Source organism: Paenibacillus diazotrophicus (assembly GCF_042610465.1).
Map to the genome: position 1 here is coordinate 79304 of NZ_JBGJZN010000004.1, position 24410 is coordinate 103713.

Genomic DNA, 24410 nt, shown 5'->3' on the forward strand with positions numbered 1-24410 from the left:
CCTTAATCTGCCCGGAAGGCCAGCTGTTCATTCCATCGGGGTGGATGCGTTTACTTGTCAGAACGGTATTTGAGCGGATGTTTGCCGACAATTTTTTTGAATACTGTACTGAAATAATGGGGATTCTCATAGCCGACACGTTCAGCGATTTCCATGACCTTCAGATCTGTGGAATGCAGCAGCTCCTTGGCCTTGTCAATGCGGATTCTGGTGATGTAGTCGGTAAGGGTTTCTCCGGTTTCTTTTTTGAAGATAAGGCTGATGTAGTTGGGGGTCAGGAACACCTCTTCGGCAATTCGTGCAATGGACAGCTCGTGGGCGTAGCCCTCTTGAACAATTGTTCTGATGCGGTTGATGGTTTTGCTGTTTCTGGAGCTGTTTTTCCCGGCCACATAGGTGCTGAGATCATAAAAAAGAGAGAGCATATACGCTTTGAGCCCGGATATATTCTTCTGCTTGTAGAGGGTGTCCATAATGGTCAGCCGGTCCTGCAGCACCTGCTCGATGTCCTCATCCAGCTCATAGAGGGCTCTTGCAGACGTAAAAATCATCTCGGCGCAGATGCTCTGCACATAGTCAATTTGCAGCTTGGGGGCGGCCAGCTTGCCGAAGAGCTTCTCCAGCAGTTCCATGACTTCTTCGGTGTGTCCCGCTTTCAGCTCATTCATTAGCCGGGCATGAAATTTATAAAAAAAAGTGCTCTGCAGAGTCTCCGTAGCGGACTGTATATCCTTGATATTCAGAATGGAACCATGGCCGGTATAAAAGGTATGCACCAGTGCGGCCAGCGCATCTTTATAGGAGTCTTCAAGTTCACTTACGCTGGAGCAAGCCCGGCCAATCCCAATGGATGCGTCCAGCCGCAGATATTGCTTAATGCTGCCGATGATCTTGTCACAGAGGCTTGTGATGCCGCTGGTGCCGGGTGAGGCAGACTGATCCGGACAGAAGATGATGATGAATTCATTCTCACTGGTGACAAAAGAGATTCCCCCGGGCGGACGCTCCAGACATTCGGTGATGATGTTCTGGATCGTAAAATACAACAGCTGCTTATGTTCCTCCGAGAATTTGTCGACCGCGATATCGTAATCATCCAGCTGGAGCACGCCTGCCGTCAGGACATCCCCCTGTTCAAAGGGAAGCTGGAAATATCTGATCTTCTCCCAGAGTTCCCGTTCATCCCCGTATAGTCCCGCTACCCAGTTCTGGAGGAACTTCTCGCGGATTAGCGGCATGTGAGTCTCTACCTGTTTCTTCAGCTGCTCAACATTCATCTGGTGGTCTCTCTCCTGACGCAGCTTGTTGACGACTTCCTGAAAGACCTCGCGCAATTCAGGTAATTTGACGGGCTTCAGTATATACCCCTCGGCATTGACCTTCAGTGCACTCTGGGCGTAGGAGAAATCCTGGGCGCCGCTGATGATAATGATTCGGGTCCGGCAATTCCCGGCCTTCAGCTTCTCAGCTACCTCAAGTCCTCCCAGCATGGGCATCATAATATCCGTGAACAAAATATCAGGCTGAAGCTCCATACATAACTCATATGCCTCCTGCCCATCCGAGGCCTCCCCGATGATCTCGATGCCGAACTCCTCCTGCCAATTGAACACATGGATCAGACTCTTACGGATAAACGGCTCATCATCCGCTACGATCATCGTCAACATCTTCCATCACCTCGTTCCATGTAGTCACCACCGGAAACCGGACGACGGCCAAGAGGCCGCTCTGGTCTTCGGGATTGGCATAATACCGGATGCCGTAAGATTCACCAAAAAACTGCTGGATCCGGGTATGCACATTGCGGATGCCATAGGATTGGTTCCCCGGATGCGGATCTGTCAGCAACTGATTCAGCCGCTCTGGATCTACACCTGCCCCATCGTCAAAGACGGACACACAGAGAAGGTCCCCCGACCGTTCCACCCGGATGCGGATTCGGCCTTTGCCCCGCCGCTTCTGTATTCCGTGAATAATGGAGTTCTCCACCAGAGGCTGAAGACTGAGCTTGACCACCAGACATTCCTCTAGTACCCGGGGGTCCGTCTCCTCCAGCTCATACTCCAGCTTATCCCGGAAGCGGAACTGCTGGATCTGCAGGTAGCTGTCCACCTGCCGCAGTTCATCGCGCAGCGGGATAATATTCCGGCCTTTACTCAAGCTGTAGCGGAAGAAATCGGACAGTGAGGTTACCATGTTGCTGATCTCGGGAATATCGTGATTGATCGCAATCCAGTTGATGGAATCCAGCGTGTTATAGAGAAAATGCGGATTGATCTGAGCCTGAAGGGTTTTGAGTTCGGCTTCTTTTTTGCGCAATTCGGTGACATAGAGCTTATCGATCAGCGCTTTGATCTGCTGTAGCAGCTTATTGTAGCGGTTGAACAAATAGGAAAATTCGTCTTTGCGCCGATAGCGGATAATGATATTGAAGTTGCCGCTCTCGGCATGGGACATGGACTGGATAAATTTGCGGATCGGTGCCGAGATATTCTCTGACAGCAGCAGAGCCATCATGAGTGATATGAGCATACAGATGCCGATTACGATGTACATGACCCGCTGAAAAGAGGCCAGCTCCCCGTTAAGCTCGCTTACAGGTGAGAACGAAAGAATCGTCCATCCGGTTTCCGGGATTCGGGTATAGGAGACCAGCATCTTCTCCCCGCCGATCACCTGACGGAAGGAATGGAGGGTGCCGCTGCCTTCTCCGGTGAACTGCATGTGGCTGTAATAGTCCTGGGTGCTGATGTTCTGTCCAAGGAGTGACGCATCCGGGCTGACCGCAATCGTTCCGGTCTGGTCAGCGATGTAAATCCGGCTGCCTGCCGTAGGTTTATAGTGTTCCAGCAGATTATCGAATTCCGTTACAGGAATATCGATGGTAAGCAGGCCTACATAGGGCAACTGAGCATGACGGATGCCGAACAGGCGTTTCGCAAATTTAAGGGTGAACTTCGAATCCAACGAGCTGAGCCCAACCACCGTGAAATCGGACCTGGGTGGAATGCTGAGATACCACGGCTTCAGTGAAATGAGATCAAGGTTAAAGACACGTCTGGAGAAATTGTACTGCGTATATTCCGGACGGTTCAGCATATATAGCATAGGGACGAAGCTATTTCCGGAAGTTCCGCTGCCGGGGAAGCTCTCCAGGATTCTGTTCAGCGCGGCGAGCTCATTGATAATTCCTGTGCTGTCTGTCGGACGGTTGGAGGAGATCAGGTCAGCGAACTCTGTATTAAGATATAGCGAGATCATGGCTTGATCCGCAGCGGCAAAACGCTGGGCCAGATTATCCTGAACCAGATTCAGGTTATTTTCAATGGATGTATTGACGTTGCGGGTGATGATATCCGCCGATTTGTTATATACGGTTACAGAGATAATGGTGGTAGGTAGAAGGACGAGAAAGAGGAAGTAGAGGATAAGTCTGCTGCGGATGCTGAAGTTGTATAAGAAGAGGGTTTTGGACAGAGTATCGAATAACTTCTTCATCTGGACCCCCCTGTAGCGCTGCGGATAATCTTCGCTTGCCATTTAACGGGTATTATTGGAAAATATCAATCAATAGATGGTATTCATTGTAAAACGGCTGCGTCACGCTGTCAACGCAGGAGGTGAAGGATGAAGCGGCTGTTGCTCTATATCGTCTGCCTGGCATTATGCGGACTTATCGTCTATGCCATTGCCTATGACCGTCCGCTGCTGGTGGAGTTCAATTCGGAGCCGGTTCCCGAGGGGGCTCCTCCGGTTCAAGTGCGAATTGCGCTATATGATTGGACGGAGAATCTGGAAGTGAAGAACGCGATCCGGCAATATAATCAGAGCAATCCTGACCATATTGAAATTGTAATGATGAATTTGTCTACCGATGCCTACGAGGATACCCTCAACATGCTGATGACTTCGGGCCAGGGACCGGATGTGTTCAGCGTGGATAACAGCTGGCTGGCTACCTATGTGAACAAGGGGTATCTGGCCAATCTGAGCGCTGATCTGGACCCTCTGGATCTCAACAGATTTCCGAAGTGGGCCAGAGATTACGCCCGCAGCTCTCTGTTTAAGGGGGGAATCTACTTCCTGCCCTCCAGTATTGAGACGGTGCGCCTGATCTATAATAAGCGGCTATTCCAGAGCGCCGGACTGGATACGGCGCGTCCACCGGTCACCTTCGATGAAGTGAGGCAGGCTGCAGCCAAGATCAGCCGGGCCGGGGTCGGCGTGAACAAATACGGCTTCGCGCTGGCTGCGGGAGACAGCCAGGACAGTCTGCAGACCGGTCTTGAGATGTCCAATACCTATAGCGGGGTATACCTCTATAATTACCGGACCGGACGTTATGATCTGAGTGTATATGCCCCCTGGCTGCAAATGCTGCTGGATATGAAGGCTGAGGGAAGCCTGTATCCCGGAGAGACGCTGCTCAAGCGGAACAGTGCGCTCAGGGAATTCGCCGATGGCAACATCGGCATGATGTACGCAACCAGCAAAGACTATGTGAAATTGCAGGAATATATGCCTAAGGATGACTGGGGTGCAGCTTTACCGCCGGTAACTTCAATGGATAGAAAGGGCAGCGGGGCGCTCATGATGATTCCGCAATCACCGCTGGCGGTAAATAGCAGCGCACCGAACCGGGAAGCGGCGGTGAAGGTGTGGAAATTCCTGCAGTCTGAAGACTTCCTGACCATGCTGTTCCAGCAGGCATTGGCGCTGCCGGTGGTAGACGGCATAACGGATAAGGAGGGCCAGGTTCCGGGACTGGGACATTTTAAGGAATTTTACCCGACCGCAGAGGAGTCCATTTACCCGTTGTCCCCGCAGATTATGGACCAGTACGATCCGAACACAGTTTCGGTGGAACCACGTGACTCAGGTGATCGCCCCCGCATGCAGCTCTACCTGCAGATTCTTTCCGGCGGCATACCCATGGGCGGAGGCCTGCGCGCGGAAAGTGAGCGGTTGAATCAGATGCTGGATATTGCGGCAACCGGGTATTCCTTTAAGCGGGAGGAGTATATTTATCCGGGGTTTGATGCGAAGAATCCTTTGGGTCATGTAAGTGCGGAATAATGGTTTGACATTTGATAGGTATCAGTAATATTGTTACATGGAAAATAAAGTTATTAAAATAAACAATTTGTAAAAAAGGTCCCTTAATGCTGTCTAGCGATCTATATTAGACCTATTAGTATGAAGGATGAATGCCATGAATGCATTAGAAATGAGAAAGGTCAGTAAGAAGTACAAGCTGAATGCAAACCAGAGTACGCCAGCTTTGGATAACATCGACATCACCCTGGAAGATAATGAATTTGTAGGGATTATGGGCACCTCGGGAAGCGGGAAAACAACTTTATTAAATGTGGCGTCGGGTATCGACAAGTGTGATCAAGGGGAAATTCGCATATCGGGTCACAATATTTGTGAGATGAAGAAAAATGAATTATCTTTATTTCGAAGAAATCATATTGGAATGGTATTTCAGGATTATAACCTACTAAACAGTTTGACAGTGAAGGAAAACATTATACTCCCTTTAATTTTAGAGAAAAATTTTGAAAAGATGGAGAGTGATGTTGTCGATCGGCTAGCTCAAATGCTGAATATCGATTCGCTATTGGACAGATATCCTTATGAGATATCGGGTGGGCAACAACAGAGAGCAGCCATATGCCGCGCTATCATTAACGAACCCAAAATTTTGTTTGCTGATGAACCTACGGGTAATTTGGATTCCCAATCCTCTGAAAAAGTTCTCTCTTATTTTGATATGATCCACAAGGAGTATAAAACAAGTATTCTTATGGTCACGCATGATCCATTTTCCGCTCAGTATTGTCAGAGGGTTATTTTTCTTAAGGATGGCTTTGTATTGGGAGAGATCAAGAAGAAGGGTGATAAAGGAACTTTCATGAATGAAATCATGGAAGTCTTGCAGAAAGGAAGCGTATGAGGTTACGATGACATTCCGGGCGATCGCCTTCAAGATGTTCAGATCAAATATAGGGCAGTACCGGCTATTTATCTGGTGCAATCTAGCATCAGTCGCGATTTTATACAGTTTTATTTCGATTTCTGTCAATAAGTCGTTTAAAGATCCATCCATTGTCAATCCGATGATCTCCAGCAATATTTATGCTCCAACTGTGCTTGTTATTCTGTTTAGCTGCTTGTTTATTCCTTATACTCATAAAGTGTTCATGAAAGTCAGATCTAAGGATTTTGGAATATTACTTACTTTAGGGATGACTGAAAATGAGGCTAGAAATCATTTTTTACTAGAGAATATGGTATTGTGCATCCTATTCTTAGTGGGTGGGTTGGGATTAGGTACCCTATTGTCTTTGTTCTTCTGGGGAATCATCCGATATGGTATCGGGATTCATGGCATCCCTATTTCCGTCTCTATTATCTCTTATAAAGTGACCGCACTGTATGTTACGGGGGTATTTGTACTTTCCTTATTAATCAATTTGTTGGGAATGTTGAAGAGTACAATTCTGGATAAGATCAAGTATACACAGAAGGCAGAAAGCGGGAGATATTCCAAAGTCTCCTTATGCGTAGTCGGCTTAGGCTTCACGATTCTATCCATTGTGATCGTGATGCTCTTTTATCAGAACAGCAGCAATATCTGGTTTTTGAGTTTATTCTTTTGTGTATTAGGCTCATTTTTTATTATATTCAACGGTGAAGCACTGATCGAATATTATAAGCAAAAGCACCCTCAGTCCTATACCAAACATCTGTTTCTGATTTCAGATATGAAATATTATTATCGAAAAAACAGGGCGATTTTCTTTGTGACAACTTGGATTTTTTTTGCGATCCTTTTCTTTATGATGATTAGCCTAGTTACATATCCTAACTTTAAAAATAACGCAGTCACGTATCACCCAGCTCATATGGCCTATGCTGAAGTGAGTGGCAGCTATCAACCTTTGAAAGACGATGATATCAAGCAAATTGCAGAGCATCACAGCAATTCAATCATACGAAATGATCGCGTGAAATTTGTGAGGAACAATACGTACACGCTATTTGATGTTAAGGATATCAATAAAATATTTAAGAAGGACTATAAGATCGAACAAGGTTCCTTGATTTATGTGTATCCATACGATGCCAATGACGGATATGAGCATGTTCTAGATATGAACCTTACCGGTATTAAGATTAATTCCCGTACAGGCGCAGAATCTTTCGATATTCAGAGAATCCTGATAGATCCCCTGTTCGGCCAAATTAACTGCATCTCTGACAGGATCCTTATAGTCAACTCACAGGATTACGGATGGATTGTGACCCGCAGCGATGACTATAAAATAAATGGAATCCTGCATTTATATGATTTTGCGGATTGGCGGCATTCGGAAGGGATTATAAATGAGGTATCGAATAAGCTTCAGGGGATTAATGTAATCGATAAAGGAGACCGTTTCTATCAAGTCAGTTCCAGAATTGAGGCCTACCGTACCGCGCTTCAAAGTTCAAACTTTCTAACGTTTATAGTAGTGTATGCTTGTATACTGTTGTATTGTTCTGCCGTCACTATGGTTCACTTCAAATTGAAGATGGAGTCCCAGGATGATATCAAGAAATACCTTGGTCTGTATAGAATCGGCTTTCTTGAGGATGAGATGAGAACGATGGTCCGCCAAAAGATCCGCGTTATATTTTTCACTCCTTTTGCATATGCGGGGATTATCACCTTGATTTTTAGCTACTACATCAACAGCACCTATGGATATGGTATTACCGGTATTTTGTCTGCGCTTATAACTACAATGGCTTTTCTGTTCCTTCATTTATGTGTTTATCGTGGTTACGTCTTCGTCTCCTATAAGCAAGCAAACGCGAGAATGTCTGTCTCCAGGTGACTGAATAAAAATCTGTGCCTGATAGTGACAGTTGAAGTTGAAAAGGGAAGGCAAATGCAAAGGACTGTTCCAAAAGCCTATGTGCTTTTTGGAGCGGTCCTTTATGCTTTCGTCATCAGCTATAGATGAAAACTCTGTAGATTATCGAACTTTTATTATAGATGGCCTTATTTAGCCTTTGCCGTTCACCAGGTACACTTAAGGCATGGAAGAGAGAGTGCTGAAGGAATCAGGAGGCGTAGGCGATGATCACTCATGAGAAAAGACGTGCGCTGGACACCGGGCAGCGGTTGCCCGTGCGGATCCATCCGAAAAGAAGCTCCATGCTGGGGCATTTGCTGAAGCACAAGGTGCTGCTGCTGATGCTGCTGCCGGGTGTGATTTTCCTGCTCATTAACAACTACCTGCCGATGTTCGGGATCATCATTGCCTTCAAAAATATTAACTACGTAGACGGGATTCTCGGAAGCCCATGGGTGGGGATGGATAATTTCAAATTCCTGTTCGCCACATCGGATGCCTGGATTATCACCCGCAATACGGTGCTATACAACTTCGTGTTCATCATTCTCAACCTGGTGATTGCCGTATCTATTGCCATTGCCCTGAATGAGCTGAGGAACAAACTGGCCGCAAAATTTTATCAGAGTATCATGTTCTTTCCGTATTTCCTGTCGATGGTGGTGGTGAGCTACCTCGTGTTCGCTTTTCTGAATGTTGAATACGGTTTCATGAACAAAGGTATTCTGGCGATGTTTGGGCTGAATGAGCTGAATTGGTATTCCGAGCCGAAGTACTGGCCGTTTATTCTGCCGCTGATCAACCTCTGGAAAGGGGTCGGTTATGGCTGCGTCATTTATCTTGCGGCGATTATCGGCATTGACAACGAATATTACGAGGCAGCGCTGATCGACGGGGCCAGCAAATGGAAGCAGATTCTCCACATTACGATCCCGCTCATCCGCCCGGTCATCATCATCACTACCATTCTCGCCATCGGCGGTATTTTCCGCTCCGACTTCGGGCTGTTCTACCAGACCACACTCAACTCCGGGGCGTTGTATCCGACGACACTCGTCATTGATACCTACGTCTATAACGCCTTGATCAATATGGGCAACCTGGGCATGTCCGCCGCAGCGGGTCTATACCAATCCATCGTCGGCTTCTTCCTCGTCCTGGGCTCGAACTGGATCGTACGCAAGGTCGACAAGGACCAGGCCGTTTTCTAAAAAATGACCAAAGGTGAGAGTAACGGCCGGAAGTCCAACATTCACTGTAGTTACGAGCAACACCTTTGGAATGACAATTTAGAAAGGAGGATGGAAGCGGTGACCAACAATGAAATATCCCGGCCGGCGAATGTGATACTCCATATGATTTTCATCATCCTATCGATCACCTGTCTGCTGCCGATTGTGCTGGTGTTCATGATCTCAATTACGGACTACGATTCCATTGTGCTGAACGGGTATCAGTTTTTCCCGGAGAAGTTCAGTCTGGAGGCCTATGCCTATATCTTCAAAGATTATACCGTCATTGTAAAAGCCTACGGCGTGTCCTTTTTTGTAACCATTGTCGGCACGCTGCTCAGCGTATTTATCTCTTCCCTGTATGCGTACCCGATCTCGCGGACGGACTTCAGGTACAGAGGTTTCTTCGCCTTCCTGATCTTCTTCACCATGCTGTTCGGCGGCGGGCTGGTGCCCTGGTATATGGTCTACACCCAGGTGCTGGATCTGAAGAACTCCATCTGGTCCCTGATCGTTCCCATGCTGCTGTCCCCGTTCAATGTGCTGATTATGAAGACTTATTTCCAGATGAGTGTGCCGCCCGCTCTGATTGAAGCCTCCAAGATTGACGGTGCTGGTGAGCTGCGGACGTTCTTCCGGATTGTGTTCCCGCTGTCGCTGCCGGTGTTCGCTACGATCGGGCTATTCAACACCCTGCATTACTGGAACGACTGGTTCAACAGCATGATCTTCATTACGGACACAGACCTCTATTCCCTGCAGTACCTGATGTACAAAATGATCTCCCAGGCGGACTACCTGAGCCGCAACGGGGCTTTGATTCAAGGCTCGGCGACGGAGCTTGCAAAACTTCCGGGTGAAACCATCCGTATGGCTATGGCATTGATCGGTATTGGTCCGATTGTGCTGGCCTATCCATTCTTCCAGCGGTATTTTATCAAAGGGTTGACGCTGGGCTCCATTAAAGGCTAACCTCGGATTCATCCGATTAGCATATATTGACCATCAAGGGGGAGGAAACAAGAAATGGCAGGAAAAAAAGGCACGGGTCTACTGCTTTCACTTGTACTGCTGATTGGACTTTCACTAAGCGGGTGCGGCGGCAATAACAGCAACAACGGTGCTGAGCCAACCGGGACAAAGGTGGATAGCACCACCGCACCGGCCGCCTCGGATACAGCTACAGCCACAGCCACTGAAAAGGCGAATGAGCTTGAGCAGGTGGAACTGTCACTCTATCTGCCTGGCGGACCGGATAAGGATGTGGCTTCCGTCGAACAGGCGATCAATGAATATCTGAAGGATAAGATTAACGCCACAATTAAGATCAATCAGCTCAGCTGGGATAAACCGGCAGACAAGGTGAATCTGATGATCCAGTCCGGCGAAGTGTTCGATATGGTCTATACCTGGAACTTTATGACCAACGCTGCGAAGGGTGCTTATCTGCCGCTCGAAGAGCTGCTGGACACCTATGCCAAGGAAACCAAGGCACAGATTAATCCAGCTTACCTGCAAGCCGCTACCGTAAACGGACATTTGTATGCGATTCCAACCGAGAAGGAGCTGGGCCAGTCGGTAGGCTTTGCTTTTGACAAGGCGATTGTCGACAAGTATGGGTTCGATGTGAACAGTATCCAGAAGCTTGAGGATATAGAACCGATGCTGAAGACGATTAAGGAAAAAGAACCGGGTATCACCCCATTGTTCATGAACCATACCGACAGCCTGAACTGGTTCACCGTGTACCCGGACAGCGAGGACCTCGATGGTAGCAATGAAATTCCGACACTGCTCGATTACAAGACGATGAAGGTTTTTAATGAATATGACACTCCTGAGATTCTGGCACGTCTGAAGCTGATCCGGGAATGGTACAAAGCGGGATATATCAACAAGAATGGCGCTACTGACAAAACAGAGCTGAAGGATGCCGTGAAAAGCGGCAAGGCCTGGTTCACCTACGGCAATATGAATCCAACATCCACCAACGACTGGACCCGTCTCGCCGAGAAACCCATGATTATCAAAACTCTGCTGCCGGTACAGGTTAGCACTAAAAGTCTGCAGGGCTCCATGCTCGCCATCTCCAGAACCTCCAAAAACCCTGAGCGGGCCATGATGTTCATGAACCTGATTCATACCGATCCCGTCCTGTATAACCTGTTAACCTTCGGCATTGAAGGCAAGCATTATAACAAGGTAGGCGAGAATACGGTCGAATTCATTCCGGACAGCGGCTATAACTCCGTATCTTCATGGATGATCGGAAATGTGCTGCTGAACTACCTGAACAAGGATGAAGATCCAAAGCGGGTTCAGCTCTATACTGACTGGAATAAAAACTCCAAGGTATCCCCGGTAATCGGATTTGTCTTTGACTCGACCAAGGTGCAGTCGCAGATCGGAGCGCTGATCAATATTACGAAGCAATATAAGAATACCTTGTATTCCGGGGAAAAAGATCCTGAGCCGATCCTGAAGGAAATGAACAGCAAGCTGAAGGCCGCTGGACTGGATGCCGTGATAAGCGAAATTCAGTCGCAAATGGATGCATTTATGGCCGCCAAATAAGTTGTTGAATGATTAGCAGACCCGATATCCGGTAAAGTTCGGCCACCCCTCTGATTTCTTACTGTCAGCTTGCAGCGGCCGCTTGCCAGGATGTCGGGTATTCCTATTCGCAAAAGTTAGCAGTTGGGGGCCCTGTTTCTATTCTAAATAGAAGAGGGTGTTAATGTGCGAATGTATAAAAAGATAGCGTTATGGTTTCTGATGTTCTGTATGCTGATGGCGGTTGTGCTTCCAAATGATCGTAAGGTATCCGCTGCTCCTTCAGGGCTTGATGTTATAGAGCAGGAACAGGAAAATTCGGATTTTCCGAGTGCAGCTGAACTAGATACTGACGCCAGCGGGGCTTCTGATGTTTCGATGCCGGTGGATGCCACAACCGCCACCTATAATCCTTCGGGCCTGCTGTGGCAGGTAGGCGAACCCGACGACAGTTCGGCCGAATTTACAGTGTACAATAATGTGTTCAGCAATGTGTTCCTGCCAATGCCTTCGTACAGATGGAATAAGATCTCCAAAGGAATGAAGGCCGATGTCAATGGAACGATGAATTTTTCGTTTATGCTGGCGGCGGTTCCCCGGTACGGAGTGGAGTTCAGCTTCAAAGTGATTGATGCAAGCACCGCGATACCCCAGCTTGCCGTATTCACCAATGGCCTCATGAGCGGTTTGATTCAGATCACAGGTCTGAATAATGGGGAAACTCCTCTGGAGTATACCTGGAAACAAACTTACAAGCTGTATATTCCCAAAGAGCAGCTGCATGTTGGCTTAAATGTGCTTAAGCTGGTGGTTGACCGCGGGTTGTATGCAGACCCTCAGGCTCCCGGGTATGCTGGAGACTCCTATTTATGGTTCGAATGGGACTATTTCAAGCTGAAATCCCTGTCTCAGCAGGCGGAAGAGCCGATTCATGGACGGTATGTGCATCTGGGGACCACGCTTGCCGCGAATACCTTTAGGTATGATGAGAACGCCATCCGCCATCTGGCGCCCATGACCAAATGGATGGGCATCGCCTATAGCGGCAATTGGATGCGGGCTTCCTTCTGGTCGGATACGAGTGCGGGCTGGGACCCGCAGGGGCGGAACTATCTGGAGACGATGCGTGACCTGAATCTTACGCCAATGGTCAACATTATCGGAGGCAACTGGAAGAACAATGCGGATCTGGTGGCCGGGACGATCAGCACGGCTTTGAGGAGCTACTATACGGCTTTTGTCAGTAAATTCGGGGATTTGTACCAATACGCGGAGACAGGTAACGAGCCCGGATTGTTCGGCTGGTCCCGCTCATCAATCTTGGCGATTCATGAGCTGATGGATGAGGAACGGCAGACCAACAGCCAGCCCTATCTGAAAATTGTGGCACCCGGCTGGGCTTATTGGCCATATAACGGCATTCCGGACGGGTGGGAGCGGGATGCTGCCCAGCGCGAAGAGATTGAAGCGCTTTCAGATGTGACGAATGGACACAGCTATGGCGGAACCGGCGTCCAGCCGCTGCCCGGCGGCAGCCTGTATGAGAATTTGCAGGTGTACCATGAAGCGGATGAGGGATTCGGCAAAGAGATGGCCATGAGTGAAACCGGGAGCAATGACAATCATTCCGACAGTACGAAATACGGCACGTATGCGTATAGGTTCGCTTCCGCTTTTGACCGGGAGCTTCGCGGAGATATCGGCTATGTTGACCACATTATGCAGCATGCAGCCTTCTTCAATGACGGGACCGAGTTCGGATTATTCAACTCTGCGATCAACTGGAATACACACCGCTTCGAGGATACGGCGGCTGTAGCCGCCAATCCGAATGAGCAAGGTGAAACGCGGCTGAAGACATTCCGCAGGCTGGCCGCTGCGTATGCTACCCACGGGCGCCCGCTCAGCTATAAGATCCTGAATCCCTCTGCGCTGAATGGTAAAAAGGCGTATTTCCGCGCAGTAGATACCTCAGCGCTGGGCACTTCGGCTATAGGGGCTTCGGCAGATAAAATTCTGCTGAATTTTGTGAATTTCGAGACGCAGCCGGTGACGATGCAGGTGCGGGTAACCATGCCCGGCAGCGGGCAGTATGCCGGAGAGCGGTTTGGACCGGGCGATACCTATGCCGCCGCCCACTCTAATGTCCAGCTTGCGGCAACGCCGAACCTTACGCTCTCGGTTACCCTGGGTGCAGGCGAGACAGTTCAGTACATCCTGGATGAACTGGAGACTATCGCGCCAACTGCTCCAGTAAGCCCGGCCGCAGTGGCGGTAAGCCATGAGCAGGTAAAAGTGACCTGGAATGCCTCAACAGATAACGATAGGGTCGTCAGCTACAAGGTATACCGGGATGGAGGAACAGAACCGGTAATGACTATTCCGGGCCGGATTACCTTTTACAATGACTATACTGTAGCCCCTGAGACCGTATACAGCTACAGCATTCAGGCCGTGGATGACTTTGGCAATGTCTCGCCGCTGACCGAAGCCGTATCAGCAACCACACTGCCGATGCCGATTACGCCGCATGTACCTGGAGATCCGACCAAATTCGAAGCGGAAGCCACGTCTTTTGCTCCACCGCTCAAAATCGGCTACTACAGCATCGCTTCCGGGGGAAGGGTTGTGGAGCAGACCCATGCCGGGGGATTGACGATTCAGGGATTCTATTCTGAGAGCGGCGGAAGCTACACTTTAACTATTGCATACGCTTCCAATCAGGAGTCGAAGAAGAATATTCTTGTCAACGGACAGAAGGTAACAACCGTAACGCTCCCATCCACCGGAAGCTGGAACAGCAACTTTACCGCGAGGCAGTATGGGATTACCCTGCAGCCGGGATATAACATGATCAGCTTCACCTCTGCCGGGAATGGCGCCAATATTGATTATTTCAAGCTTGTGGAAGGCGCCTATGTGCCGGTCTCGGCCTGGTATACCGTAGAACATGATCATCCTTATATCGACTATGCCGGATTTGCGGCTGCTTCCAACAGTGTCTCTCACGTGACCTATGCGCCTGACGCTACAGCATTGTTCAATTTCAAGGGGATTGGAGTCCGCTGGAGATCGGATATCAAAAGTGACATGGGCAGTGCCGACGTGTACGTCGATGGGCAATTTATGCAGAGGGTAGTTCTTCCCCAAGCGGGCATTGAAGGAGAGAACCGGATTGTCTATGAGCTTACCGGTCTGGAGTACGGGCTGCACCAGATTGAGATCAAGGGGACCGACGGGCTGGTCATGGTCCATGGGTTTGAGTTCGAGAGCTACGAGTCTACACTTCCAGCACCACTCGCGGATCTGACTGTTACCGATATTGGCTGGAATATTGTGAACAGCGATGGCTCTCCATCCGCCCACACCACACCGCAGCTCGGCGATTCCTTAATCTTTTGGGCCAAGGTGAAGAATATCGGCGTACGCCCGACCCCGCTGAATCCCTCTACGGGACTCGGGCAGATTACCGGCGGCGCCTTCTCCGTCAACGGCGGTGTCGTCTCCTGGTCGGATACCAACCATACAGTAATTCAGCCAGGGGAAGAAATCACGCTGACCGCCAACAGCAGCGCCCAAGGTACGCCAAGGTGGACGGTCCCGGCCCTCGGCGATTTCACGGTCAGCTTCTTCGTGAATGATATCTGGAGATATGAGGAGATGAATAAGGAGAATAACAAGCTGAGCGAGTCGCTAAGTATTGGCTTGAATTGAAGTCAGGTGAAATCAGATGAAGATGCTGCAGAGCCTAGCTTCATCTTCCTGATTAACTTGTGGAAATCCATGCTGGTGCGAGTGCTGAGTGGAATTTGTATCAATTATTATGCCGAAAACGCAATGAAACGCCAGTTGGCCAGAAATCCTGCAGAATGTGCAACAATAAGGCTCTCCGAGCCGCCAAACGGCTGGAAATCCTGCAAATGTGCAATCCTCGAATATAGACTGGAAACCGAGAATTAGTGATACTTCTTCCACATTGTTGGGTTGCTACTCTAGCGCTGCAATGGTTGGATACTGTATTTAAAGGTTTTACATTACATGTATTAGATGTTTATCCCTCTAGAGACTTTGTAGGATTTCGAACTTTTATTATAGATGGTCTTATTTAGTCTCTGCCGTTCTCGGACTACACTTAAGGCAGTGAAGAAATCACGCAGGGTCAGAACGATCTGGCACCTGCGTGATTTGAATCTGGAGATTTAGGGGCAGCGGAGCGTACCCTTGCCGTTATCGGGTTAGGGGCAGCGGAGCGAACCCATGCTGTTAGCGGGTTAGGGGGCAGCGAAGTGTACCCTTGCACTTGCGCAGGTGAGCTGCAGCCAAAGCGTCCCCGCAGGGGTGAAGCGCTCTAAGCACGCTGCAGCCCGGGAGCGCAATCCCTCCGCCCACGCCAGCCATCCGGGTGTCCAGAGGGCCGGGGCCCTTGGGGTCCCCCTTGGCTAAGGGGGATTTAGGGGGATCGAAATTAGTTAGGGGGATCGAAATCAGTCAGAAGGGAGTGTAACCATGTTAAGGCCGCTAACAAAGGAAGAGCAGGAGTGGGTGGAGCGGATGCTTGCATCCATGAGCCTGCGGGAGAAGATTGGGCAGACGATGCAGGATCATGCAGGGCGGCTGCCCTTCAAGGGGAATGATGCCGAGGCGCTTGCAGCCTACCTGAAGATGTACCCGGTGGGCAGCTTTTTTATCGGCGGTGAGGTTATTCAGAAGGCGGCGGGCAAGGCGGAGGAGTACCGGGAATGGACGGAGCAGCTGCAGCGGATCAGCACATATCCGCTGCTGTTCTCCGGTGATCTGGAATTTGGTGCGGGATCGGCAGTCAAAAGCTTAACCGCATTCCCGCCGCTCCTCGCGCTGGCTGCTGCGGATGATGATGGCTTGGCCTATGAGTATGGCAAATTCACAGCGCTGGAAGGGCGGGCGGCGGGCTTTACCTGGGCGCTGGCACCTGGCACAGATCTTTTGCTGAACTGGATGAATCCAGTCATAACTACGCGTTGTCTGGGGGATGATCCCAAGCGGGCGGCAAGGCTGGCTGTTGCAGTCATGCGGGGGATGCAGGATCATGGCCTGGCCGCATGTGCGAAGCATTTTCCGGGAGATGGGGTGGATTACCGCGATCAGCATATCGTGACTACCATTAACGGCTTGACCGAGGAAGAGTGGTTCGCCACTTACGGGCAGGTGTCGCAATCTATGATTGATCAGGGTGTGCTGTCATATATGACCGGGCATATTGCACTTCCCTGGATGGAGGGTGATCCAGGGGAGAAGCCCGTACCGGCAACGGTATCGGAGCGGATCACCACGGAGCTGCTGCGGGAGCGTATGGGCTTTGAAGGTGTAGTGCTGTCGGATGCGCTGGATATGGGCGGATTCCTGGCCTGGGGTAGCTATGAGAAGCGGATAATTGACTGCTTCAACGCTGGAACAGATGTGCTGTTATGGCCGGGTACGGATTATTTCGGGGTGATGGAGCGTGCCGTCAGGGAAGGGATCGTCCGCATGGAACGTCTGGATGCGAGTGTCCGCCGTATTCTGGGGCTTAAGGCCAGGCTGGGTCTGCAGCATACTGACGAAGAGGGACGAGACCCGAAGGGACTTCCGCTGCTGAACGACAAGTTGCCGCCGCAGCTGGATCTGGAAGCAAGAGGGCTGAGCCGCACCCTGGCAGAACGCAGTATTACGCTTGTCCGCAACCGTGGCGGGATTCTGCCGCTTAATCCTCAGACTACCCGGCGGGTGCTGGTCATCATGTTGAACAAAGTGACGGAAGGGCGCAAGTATGAGCGGATGAATATCTTTGTGGATCTTTTAAGAAACAGAGGTCTTCAGGTCGATATTCTCGATGAATTCGAGCCGCTGAGCACGATCCGGAAATGGGAGTTGTCGGGGATTCGCTGGGATGCTGCTTTTGCACCCTATTTTCTGCCTCTGCACGGCATGATGAACACGGCCCGTCCGGTAGGCGAGGCAGCCAAAGCGATATGGGCGATGCAGCATGCGGAGACGGTCAGTCCGATTGGAATATCTTTTGCTACCCCCTATTTGCTGCAGGATATGCCGTTTCTGGATGCGCTGGTAAATGCCTATTCACTGCATGAAGAAACAGTGGAGCTTACGGTCAAGGCGCTGTTCGGGGAGGTTCCTTTTCAGGGACAGTCTCCGGTGAAGGCGGACTGCCAGGGAGATTATATCCGTTTAAGGGGGCTTCATCATCTTGAACACTGAGCGGAAGCTTGCGGAGACACTGGACCTTCTGTTTCAATATATGACCTCGGAGGAGCATCAGGGCCACTGGGGGATGGACATCGAACACTGGGATTGGGTTCCGGGCGTTGGCGTGATTTCTTTGATGGAGTATGCGGCAGTCTCCGGGGAGGAGAAGGTTCTAGATTACTTACTGCTGTGGGTGAACCGGAATAAACGCAAGGCTGATGGAGTAAAAGTCATCAATTCCCTCGCTCCCTTCGCGATTTTTCCAGAGCTGTACCGTCTGACCGAAGACCCCTGGTTACTGCAACAGGCGTTATCCACCGCCGGCTGGATGCTGAACACTGCGCCGGTCACACGGGAAGGGGCGCTGGAGCATACCGTAACCGAGAATGTGGATTTCCCGGAACAGGTATGGGCGGATACGGTCTATATGGCCGTCTTGTTCCTGGCTCGCCTGGGCGGGATAACCGGAGATTCCCGGCTGGCCGATGCTGCATTGCAGCAGACACTACTGCATATGCAGCTGCTGCAGGACCCGGCTACGGGTCTGATGTATCATGGCTGGAACAGTCGTGAGGGCCATCATATGTCTGCGGTCCGCTGGGCGCGGGCTAATGCCTGGATCACCTTGGCAGTTCCGCAGATTGTGACGGAGCTTCAAGGCGTGACTGACATTCCGGAAGAGCTGAACCACCGGTACCGCTTGCTTGCAGAGGGTCTCCGGTCTTGTCAGGCCGTGAACGGATTGTGGCATACGGTCCTGAACAGAGCCGATTACGTTCAGGAGACTTCAGGCAGCGCGGGTATTGCCTGCGGCTTCTTCAAAGGCGTGAAGAATGGCATGCTGGATTCCTCTTATTTGGACTCCGCCAGGCTGGCCGTGAGCGGCATTCTTCCGCTGATTGCGGAAAACGGTGAAGTGCAGGGAGTATCCGGTGGCACGCCAGTCATGCCTTCCGAAGAAGCCTACAATGCAATTGAAGTGTATCCTTCACTCTACGGGCAGGGGCTTGTAATGCAGCTGCTGGCTCAGGCACTGGATCAGGGACTAGATCAGGAACTGGAAAGGAAGGTCATTGTGAAGAAAACTGCAGAGGGAAGCATGGCTCCTAAGATACCGGGTAAGGAGGCTACAGCTAATAAGCATGAGACCATCGATCAGCAGCGCCTGCTGATCCGTAAAATACAGACGCTGGAGTCCCGGTATAACCCCGAGCTTCACCTGCTGCGCTCCCCGTTCAGCAGTCCGGGTTACCATACCACGCTGCGTGAAGCCGAGTTCATCCATTCTACGCGGGATTCGCTGTCATATGCGCTGGGACTGCTGGATACGGAGCTGCCAGAGTATGAGCAACGGGCCTTCGATATTATCACTCAGGTCGTATCTCTTCAGGACACCGACCGCAGCCATGATACCTTCGGTATCTGGTCCTGGTTCTACGAAGAACCGCTGGCACAGATGGCCCCGCCGGACTGGAACTGGGCAGATTTCTGCGGCAGCCGGCTGGTCCAGGCGCTCTCGCGCCATGGATACAGGTTTCCCCAGCCGTTGCGGGCGGCGGTGGCCCAATCCATTGAGTATGCCTGTGAGGCAATCATCAAGCGGAATGTCGGGCCTGACTATACGAATATCGCAATCCTGGGAGCTTTCGTCACCCGAGTCGCCGGAGAACAGCTGGGCCGCGAGGATTACGCAGAATATGGACTGAAGCGTCTGCAGAAGCTGTATGACTATACGATGGAACGCGGCGCTTTTCAGGAATACAACAGTCCGGTCTATACGTACATTGCCATTCTGGAGCTGTCCAAGCTGCGTGCCGAGACTATGGATGACAGCGTGCGGGCGCTCAGCGGTGAACTGATTGACCTGAGCTGGAGGACAGTGGCTGGCTATTACCACCCGGCGACTGCACAATGGTCCGGGCCGCATTCACGTTGTTACGAGACGCTCCTGAATAGTCAGGGTAAGGCTTTTTTGCAGCTGGCGACCCGGGGAGAAGTGATGTTTTTTGATTGGGATCAGCTTCCTTACGAAGAAGAATGGTATCGAAGCGGGTTCGAATGCCCGGCTGCTTATCTGGAACTTTTCACTGTTCCGGCCACAAGGGAAATCCGGCAGCTGTATGAAGGGAGTAAGAAGGATGCTGGCAGCGGGAAATGGGCCGTTACTTTTATGACCCCTCAAGTGAGTGTGGGTTCATTTACCAATAGTGATTTGTGGAATCAGAGACGGCCGCTGCTGGTCTATGCGGATAATAACGGCTATCCATCCTATATACAGCTGCGCTGCCTGCATGACGGCTATGATTTTTGTTCGGCCCGCTTCAAGTCGAAGCAGGAACAAGGGCAGGTGCTGTTCGGTATTGATTTTATCACCGATGGCGGGGATACCCATCCCAACCTGGACCCTACCGGGGGTGCCATAGAGGCTGAAGATTTACGGCTGCGGCTGGAGATCGGGGGGCGGATGGAAGACGTGCTGGCTGAGTCTACGGAAGAAGGGGCGGTCATCCGGATTGGAGAAATAGAATGTGTGCTGACGACTTGGTTTGCAGCCTTTACCGGACATGAAGGTTCGAGACGTGACTGGTCTTGGGAGGTTCAGAAGAGTGCGGAACACCTTCTGGTGGAGCTGGTTCTATACGCCGGCCCGCGCAAGCGCATAGATCTTACTGTTCTCCGGCAGGCGGCTATGGTCTTTTCACTGGATATTCAGCAGGCACCACAAGGCTCCAACCCGCAGATTACGGTTGCAGACGGGAAGCTGCGGGTAAGCTGCGGCGGGGATGAAGCAGAAGCCTTTTCCCTCTGCCTTAACCCAGGTCCCGCAGAGGCGGGGGCTGCCTGTTAAACTGCTCAAAAACACAGAAGAAGACAGGAACATTCCTTCCTGCCTTCTTTGTTGTGTCTGCGATAAAGCGAAATCAATGAAATTCCGACTGCAGCCGTTGAATGAATCTTTTAGATACCTGCGAAGGATGTCTACCCTTATGAAGAACCCAACCATATTGAACAGGAGTTAAGCTGGGCATTTCAAACGCTATAGGGACCATCTCAGGCAGGATATCTGTGAAGGAGTACTCTAGTCCGATGGTAATGGCGAGCCCGCGATTCACTGCATTTTGAATGGCTTTCGTGTTATTTGTTGTGAAAAGAATGTTTGCTTGGCCGAACATGGAGATTAATGCTTGGGTATGGTCCCAAAGATCCTCATCATCATATAACACCAACGTTTGTCCAACTAATTGTTCGGGCGTGATTTTCTTTTCAAGGGCCAGCGGCGAATTTTTACTTACACCTACAACCATTTTCCCCTCTAAAAGCTTTTCAAAGGTCAAATGCTCACTTTTTTCGATAAACTCCTCCGCTAACACGATTAATCCAATATCAATGTTGCTGTGCTCCAGATCATGTAGGATCTCCTTCGGCCCTTTTTCGAAAATTTCAATCTTGACCTGGGGATAATCCTCCTTAAATTTTGAAACAACGTCTACGAGTAAATGCATAGGACCGGGTATGGTAGCTATCTTCAATTCCCCACTCAAAGTGTTGCTGCAGCTTTTAGCCTCGTCCTTTAGTTCATTCACTTTTACCAGGACTTCACTTGCCTTTTTGATGATTTGTTTTCCTTCTATGGTAGGCAGGGCACCTAGACCACGGGAACGGGTGAATAAGGTGACGCCTAATTCGGTTTCTAGTAAGGAGATGGATTGGCTGATTGCCGATAAAGTGACATGTAAATCTTGAGCAGCTTTGGTATAAGACCCCTTGTTCGCAACCTTTACAATGTATTCAATCTGTTCAAGATTCATCGTCAGCTCTCCTTATTAAGTATGGATTAACTATTAGTAAATATAATTAAATTTTATTTAAATTTAGAGAGAGTTACACTGTATATGAAAGTACTTTCAATAAAAGATGATTTATTGCCCATTACTATTTTAGTCTATTACATCACCGTAGAGGAGGAGAATTTGATGAGCAGCACAAGAGTAGCAGTGATCACAGGCGGGGCAAGCGGAATAGGGAGAGCTACAGCCTTGAAATTTGCAAGTAAAGGCGATCAAGTGGTTGTCGCTGACTTTAATGAAGAGGGCGGCAAGAAGACGGTTGAAATGATTGAGGCAGCGGGCGGCGAAGCTATTTTCGTCAGAACCGATGTGTCAAAATATGAAGAGGTCGAGGCGCTCATCGGACAAGCAGTTGCAGCCTTTGGCAGAATCGATGTGATGTTTAATAATGCAGGCATCGGGCGGAATACGCCTGTCCTGGATCAAAACCTGAATGACTATCATAGTGTAATCAATGTCAACCAGCATGGTGTAGTACATGGCATCATTGCTGCTGGCAAAAAAATGAGGGAGCTCGGCATTAAAGGTGTGATTATCAATGCAGCATCTGTTTTCGGCTTTCTGGCATCCCCAGGTACCTTTGCCTATCATGCTTCCAAAGGCGCTGTCATCATGATGACGAAATCAGCCGCATTAGAATTGTCCCCCTATGGAATACGGGTAGTGGCGGTTGCGCCGGGTGCAGTGGATACACCTATTATCCAGGGTTATAAAGATCAGGGCTTGCTCGAATCCATGAAGGCCAAAGTCATCGGAAATAAACTGACAACACCTGAACAGGTAGCCGATTCAGTCTATTTGCTTACCTTGGAAGAGGCAAGTGCAATCAACGGCAGCGTGGTTATGGCTGATGAAGGATATGCTTCGTTTAAATAAGGGATTCTCAAACACAAAGACTCCGCAGCAGCTAAGTACTGCAGCTGCGGAGTCTTTGTCTGTTTAACGAGTCATTTAAGCAGGTCTGCTTCTACTGCGAAATGGTAATAAAATCGTCCTTGAACCGTTCATAATCGGCAGTCCGGCATTCCAGCTTCAGGCGTGTGCCCTCTTCTTCATAGCTGACCGACTGCACATCGGCATGGTCATTGAAGTAGGACACCACGCTGCCGCGATCGAACGGAACGAGAATTTCACACTGGATATAATCATTAAATACCTGACCCCGGATCAGCCCGATCAGCTCGGCGATTCCGCTGTTTTGCTTAGCGGACAAGGTAACGGAATTCTCGGCAACCACTGGGTATGGCAGTTCCGTCAGGTCGGCTTTGTTATAAGCGATTACGGTCGGGATTCCATCTGCACCCAGTGCCTTCAGGGTCTCTTCCGTTACGGCCATATGCTGGCTGACCTGCGGATCGGAAATGTCGGCTACATGAATCAGGAGGTCAGCCTCGGTCACTTCTTCGAGCGTAGAACGGAAGGCCTTGACCAGATGATGGGGTAGCTGGCTGACAAAGCCGACCGTGTCGGTCAGCAGGAACGTCTTATGGTCCGGCAGCTCAATACTGCGTACCGAGGTCTCCAGTGTGGCGAACAGCATATCCTTGGCCAAAACCCCTTTTTCCGAGCCGGGGTGAAAGGTATCCACCAGTGTATTCATAAGACTGGATTTACCGGTATTGGTATAACCGACAAGACAGACTACGGGCACCTCATTTTTGCGCCGCTGCTTGCGCTGGATCTGCCGCCGGGCTACCTGTGTCTGCAGCTCAAGCTGCAGCGCCGTGATCCGCTCCTCGATTCTGCGCCGGTCCAGCTCCAGCTTGGTTTCTCCGGCGCCGCGGTTCTTCAGTCCAGAGCCGCCGCCTTGTCTGCCCAAGGACTCACGCATCCCGGTCAGCCGGGGGAGCATATACTGCAGCTGTGCCACCTCCACCTGGAGCTGGGCTTCCTTCGTCTTGGCGCGTTCGGCAAAAATATTCAGGATCAGCACGGTCCGGTCGATAACCTGGCGATCCAGCGCCGATTCCAGATTACGGATCTGGGAAGGGGATAATTCATCATTAAAAATAACCACCGGTGCATCGTACGCCTCCAAGAGGGCATTCAGTTCAAGGATTTTACCTGTCCCGATATAATGCGACGGGTTAACGCGGCTGGATTTCTGGCTCAGCTCGCCGACCACCTCAAGCTCACAGGCGGCTGCCAGATTGCGCAGCTCTTCCATGGAATAGGCGAAATCCTTGTCATTCTGCAGCTGAACACCAACGATTACTGCCTTTTGCTGTATAGTTTCAGTTTCCATATATTTATTCAACCTCCATTAGTAAAATAAAAAAGCACAGGCAGGCTGCCTGTGCTAACAGTATCAATAGAGGACAACAGAATAGGATGGAGGGAAGGGGGGATCTCCCGGGTCCCTCCGTCAGCATCTCCCATAGCAACAATGAATGTACTGAAAAAGCAGCGGCCAGAAGGAACAGCTAGCTGCTCCACCTGTATGCCGCGGCGGTTCATTGATATGGTGTATGAAGATGCAATTATTCCTAAAGGCGTGTGCCGGCTTCCGTTCCTGTCTGCCGGACCAAAGTTCAAGCTGTGGGTTGCCTTCAAAAATGGATAGACCTATCCTGAGTCCTCTGCACGGGGCAGAGCTTTCGCGCTATATAATTAGCTTAGCCGCGTAAAGTACGAATCCGGATATAGTC

The 24410-nt window shown here is 50.2% G+C and carries 16 protein-coding genes; 12 read left to right on the plus strand and 4 right to left on the minus strand.

Annotated features, from left to right (window positions below; translation table 11 throughout):
• Positions 1 to 50: 50 nt before the first annotated feature.
• Positions 51 to 1670 (minus strand): response regulator, encoded by a 1620-nt coding sequence (locus tag ACAN54_RS17295; protein ID WP_379157759.1) that lies wholly within the window; start codon positions 1668 to 1670, stop codon positions 51 to 53.
• The gene (locus tag ACAN54_RS17300; protein ID WP_379157762.1) at positions 1645 to 3501 is read right to left on the minus strand and encodes a cache domain-containing sensor histidine kinase; all 1857 of its coding nucleotides are present in this window, start codon (positions 3499 to 3501) and stop codon (positions 1645 to 1647) included. The genes ACAN54_RS17295 and ACAN54_RS17300 overlap by 26 nt, the downstream gene beginning before the upstream one ends.
• 129 nt (positions 3502 to 3630) lie before the next feature.
• On the opposite strand from ACAN54_RS17300, the gene ACAN54_RS17305 reads away from it, so the two are divergent.
• From ACAN54_RS17305 to ACAN54_RS17350, 10 genes are all read left to right on the plus strand, one after another.
• On the plus strand, positions 3631 to 5079 hold the full coding sequence (locus tag ACAN54_RS17305) for an ABC transporter substrate-binding protein (RefSeq protein WP_379157764.1): 1449 nt from the start codon (positions 3631 to 3633) through the stop codon (positions 5077 to 5079).
• A gap of 136 nt (positions 5080 to 5215) precedes the next feature.
• Positions 5216 to 5962 carry an ABC transporter ATP-binding protein gene (locus ACAN54_RS17310; protein ID WP_379157767.1) on the plus strand — a complete coding sequence of 249 codons (747 nt, stop codon included), beginning with the start codon at positions 5216 to 5218 and terminating at the stop codon, positions 5960 to 5962.
• Positions 5925 to 7889, plus strand: a complete 1965-nt coding sequence (locus ACAN54_RS17315) for an FtsX-like permease family protein (RefSeq protein WP_379157770.1) — start codon at positions 5925 to 5927, stop codon at positions 7887 to 7889. Before ACAN54_RS17310 ends, ACAN54_RS17315 begins: the two co-directional genes overlap by 38 nt.
• A 245-nt stretch (positions 7890 to 8134) precedes the next feature.
• Positions 8135 to 9121 carry an ABC transporter permease gene (locus ACAN54_RS17320; protein WP_379157773.1) on the plus strand — a complete coding sequence of 329 codons (987 nt, stop codon included), beginning with the start codon at positions 8135 to 8137 and terminating at the stop codon, positions 9119 to 9121.
• Positions 9122 to 9211: 90 nt separating this feature from the next.
• Complete coding sequence (locus ACAN54_RS17325) at positions 9212 to 10114, plus strand: carbohydrate ABC transporter permease (RefSeq protein WP_379157776.1); 903 nt, start codon at positions 9212 to 9214, stop codon at positions 10112 to 10114.
• 54 nt (positions 10115 to 10168) lie between these two features.
• Entirely contained in the window at positions 10169 to 11716 is a 1548-nt protein-coding gene (locus tag ACAN54_RS17330; protein ID WP_379157779.1) for an ABC transporter substrate-binding protein, read from the plus strand.
• A gap of 171 nt (positions 11717 to 11887) precedes the next feature.
• Positions 11888 to 15409: a fibronectin type III domain-containing protein gene (locus ACAN54_RS17335; protein WP_379157782.1), complete on the plus strand. Its 3522-nt coding sequence runs from the start codon at positions 11888 to 11890 to the stop codon at positions 15407 to 15409.
• Positions 15410 to 15415: 6 nt separating this feature from the next.
• Entirely contained in the window at positions 15416 to 15655 is a 240-nt protein-coding gene (locus ACAN54_RS17340; RefSeq protein WP_379157785.1) for a hypothetical protein, read from the plus strand.
• A 546-nt stretch (positions 15656 to 16201) separates the two neighbouring features.
• Entirely contained in the window at positions 16202 to 17926 is a 1725-nt protein-coding gene (locus tag ACAN54_RS17345) for a glycoside hydrolase family 3 protein (protein ID WP_379157788.1), read from the plus strand.
• On the plus strand, positions 17916 to 20762 hold the full coding sequence (locus ACAN54_RS17350; protein ID WP_379157791.1) for a glycoside hydrolase family 88/105 protein: 2847 nt from the start codon (positions 17916 to 17918) through the stop codon (positions 20760 to 20762). Before ACAN54_RS17345 ends, ACAN54_RS17350 begins: the two co-directional genes overlap by 11 nt.
• Positions 20763 to 20835: 73 nt before the next feature.
• Here ACAN54_RS17350 and ACAN54_RS17355 read toward each other — a convergent pair whose 3' ends face one another.
• The gene (locus ACAN54_RS17355; protein ID WP_379157794.1) at positions 20836 to 21723 is read right to left on the minus strand and encodes a LysR family transcriptional regulator; all 888 of its coding nucleotides are present in this window, start codon (positions 21721 to 21723) and stop codon (positions 20836 to 20838) included.
• Between the two features lie 165 nt (positions 21724 to 21888).
• Between ACAN54_RS17355 and ACAN54_RS17360 the strand changes: the two genes are divergently transcribed.
• Complete coding sequence (locus tag ACAN54_RS17360; RefSeq protein ID WP_379157797.1) at positions 21889 to 22638, plus strand: SDR family NAD(P)-dependent oxidoreductase; 750 nt, start codon at positions 21889 to 21891, stop codon at positions 22636 to 22638.
• 91 nt (positions 22639 to 22729) lie between these two features.
• Here ACAN54_RS17360 and hflX read toward each other — a convergent pair whose 3' ends face one another.
• Positions 22730 to 24007, minus strand: coding sequence for a GTPase HflX (gene hflX, locus ACAN54_RS17365; protein WP_379157801.1), 1278 nt, complete (start codon positions 24005 to 24007; stop codon positions 22730 to 22732).
• A gap of 141 nt (positions 24008 to 24148) precedes the next feature.
• Between hflX and ACAN54_RS17370 the strand changes: the two genes are divergently transcribed.
• Entirely contained in the window at positions 24149 to 24325 is a 177-nt protein-coding gene (locus tag ACAN54_RS17370) for a hypothetical protein (RefSeq protein WP_379157804.1), read from the plus strand.
• The last annotated feature ends 85 nt before the right edge of the window (positions 24326 to 24410 follow it).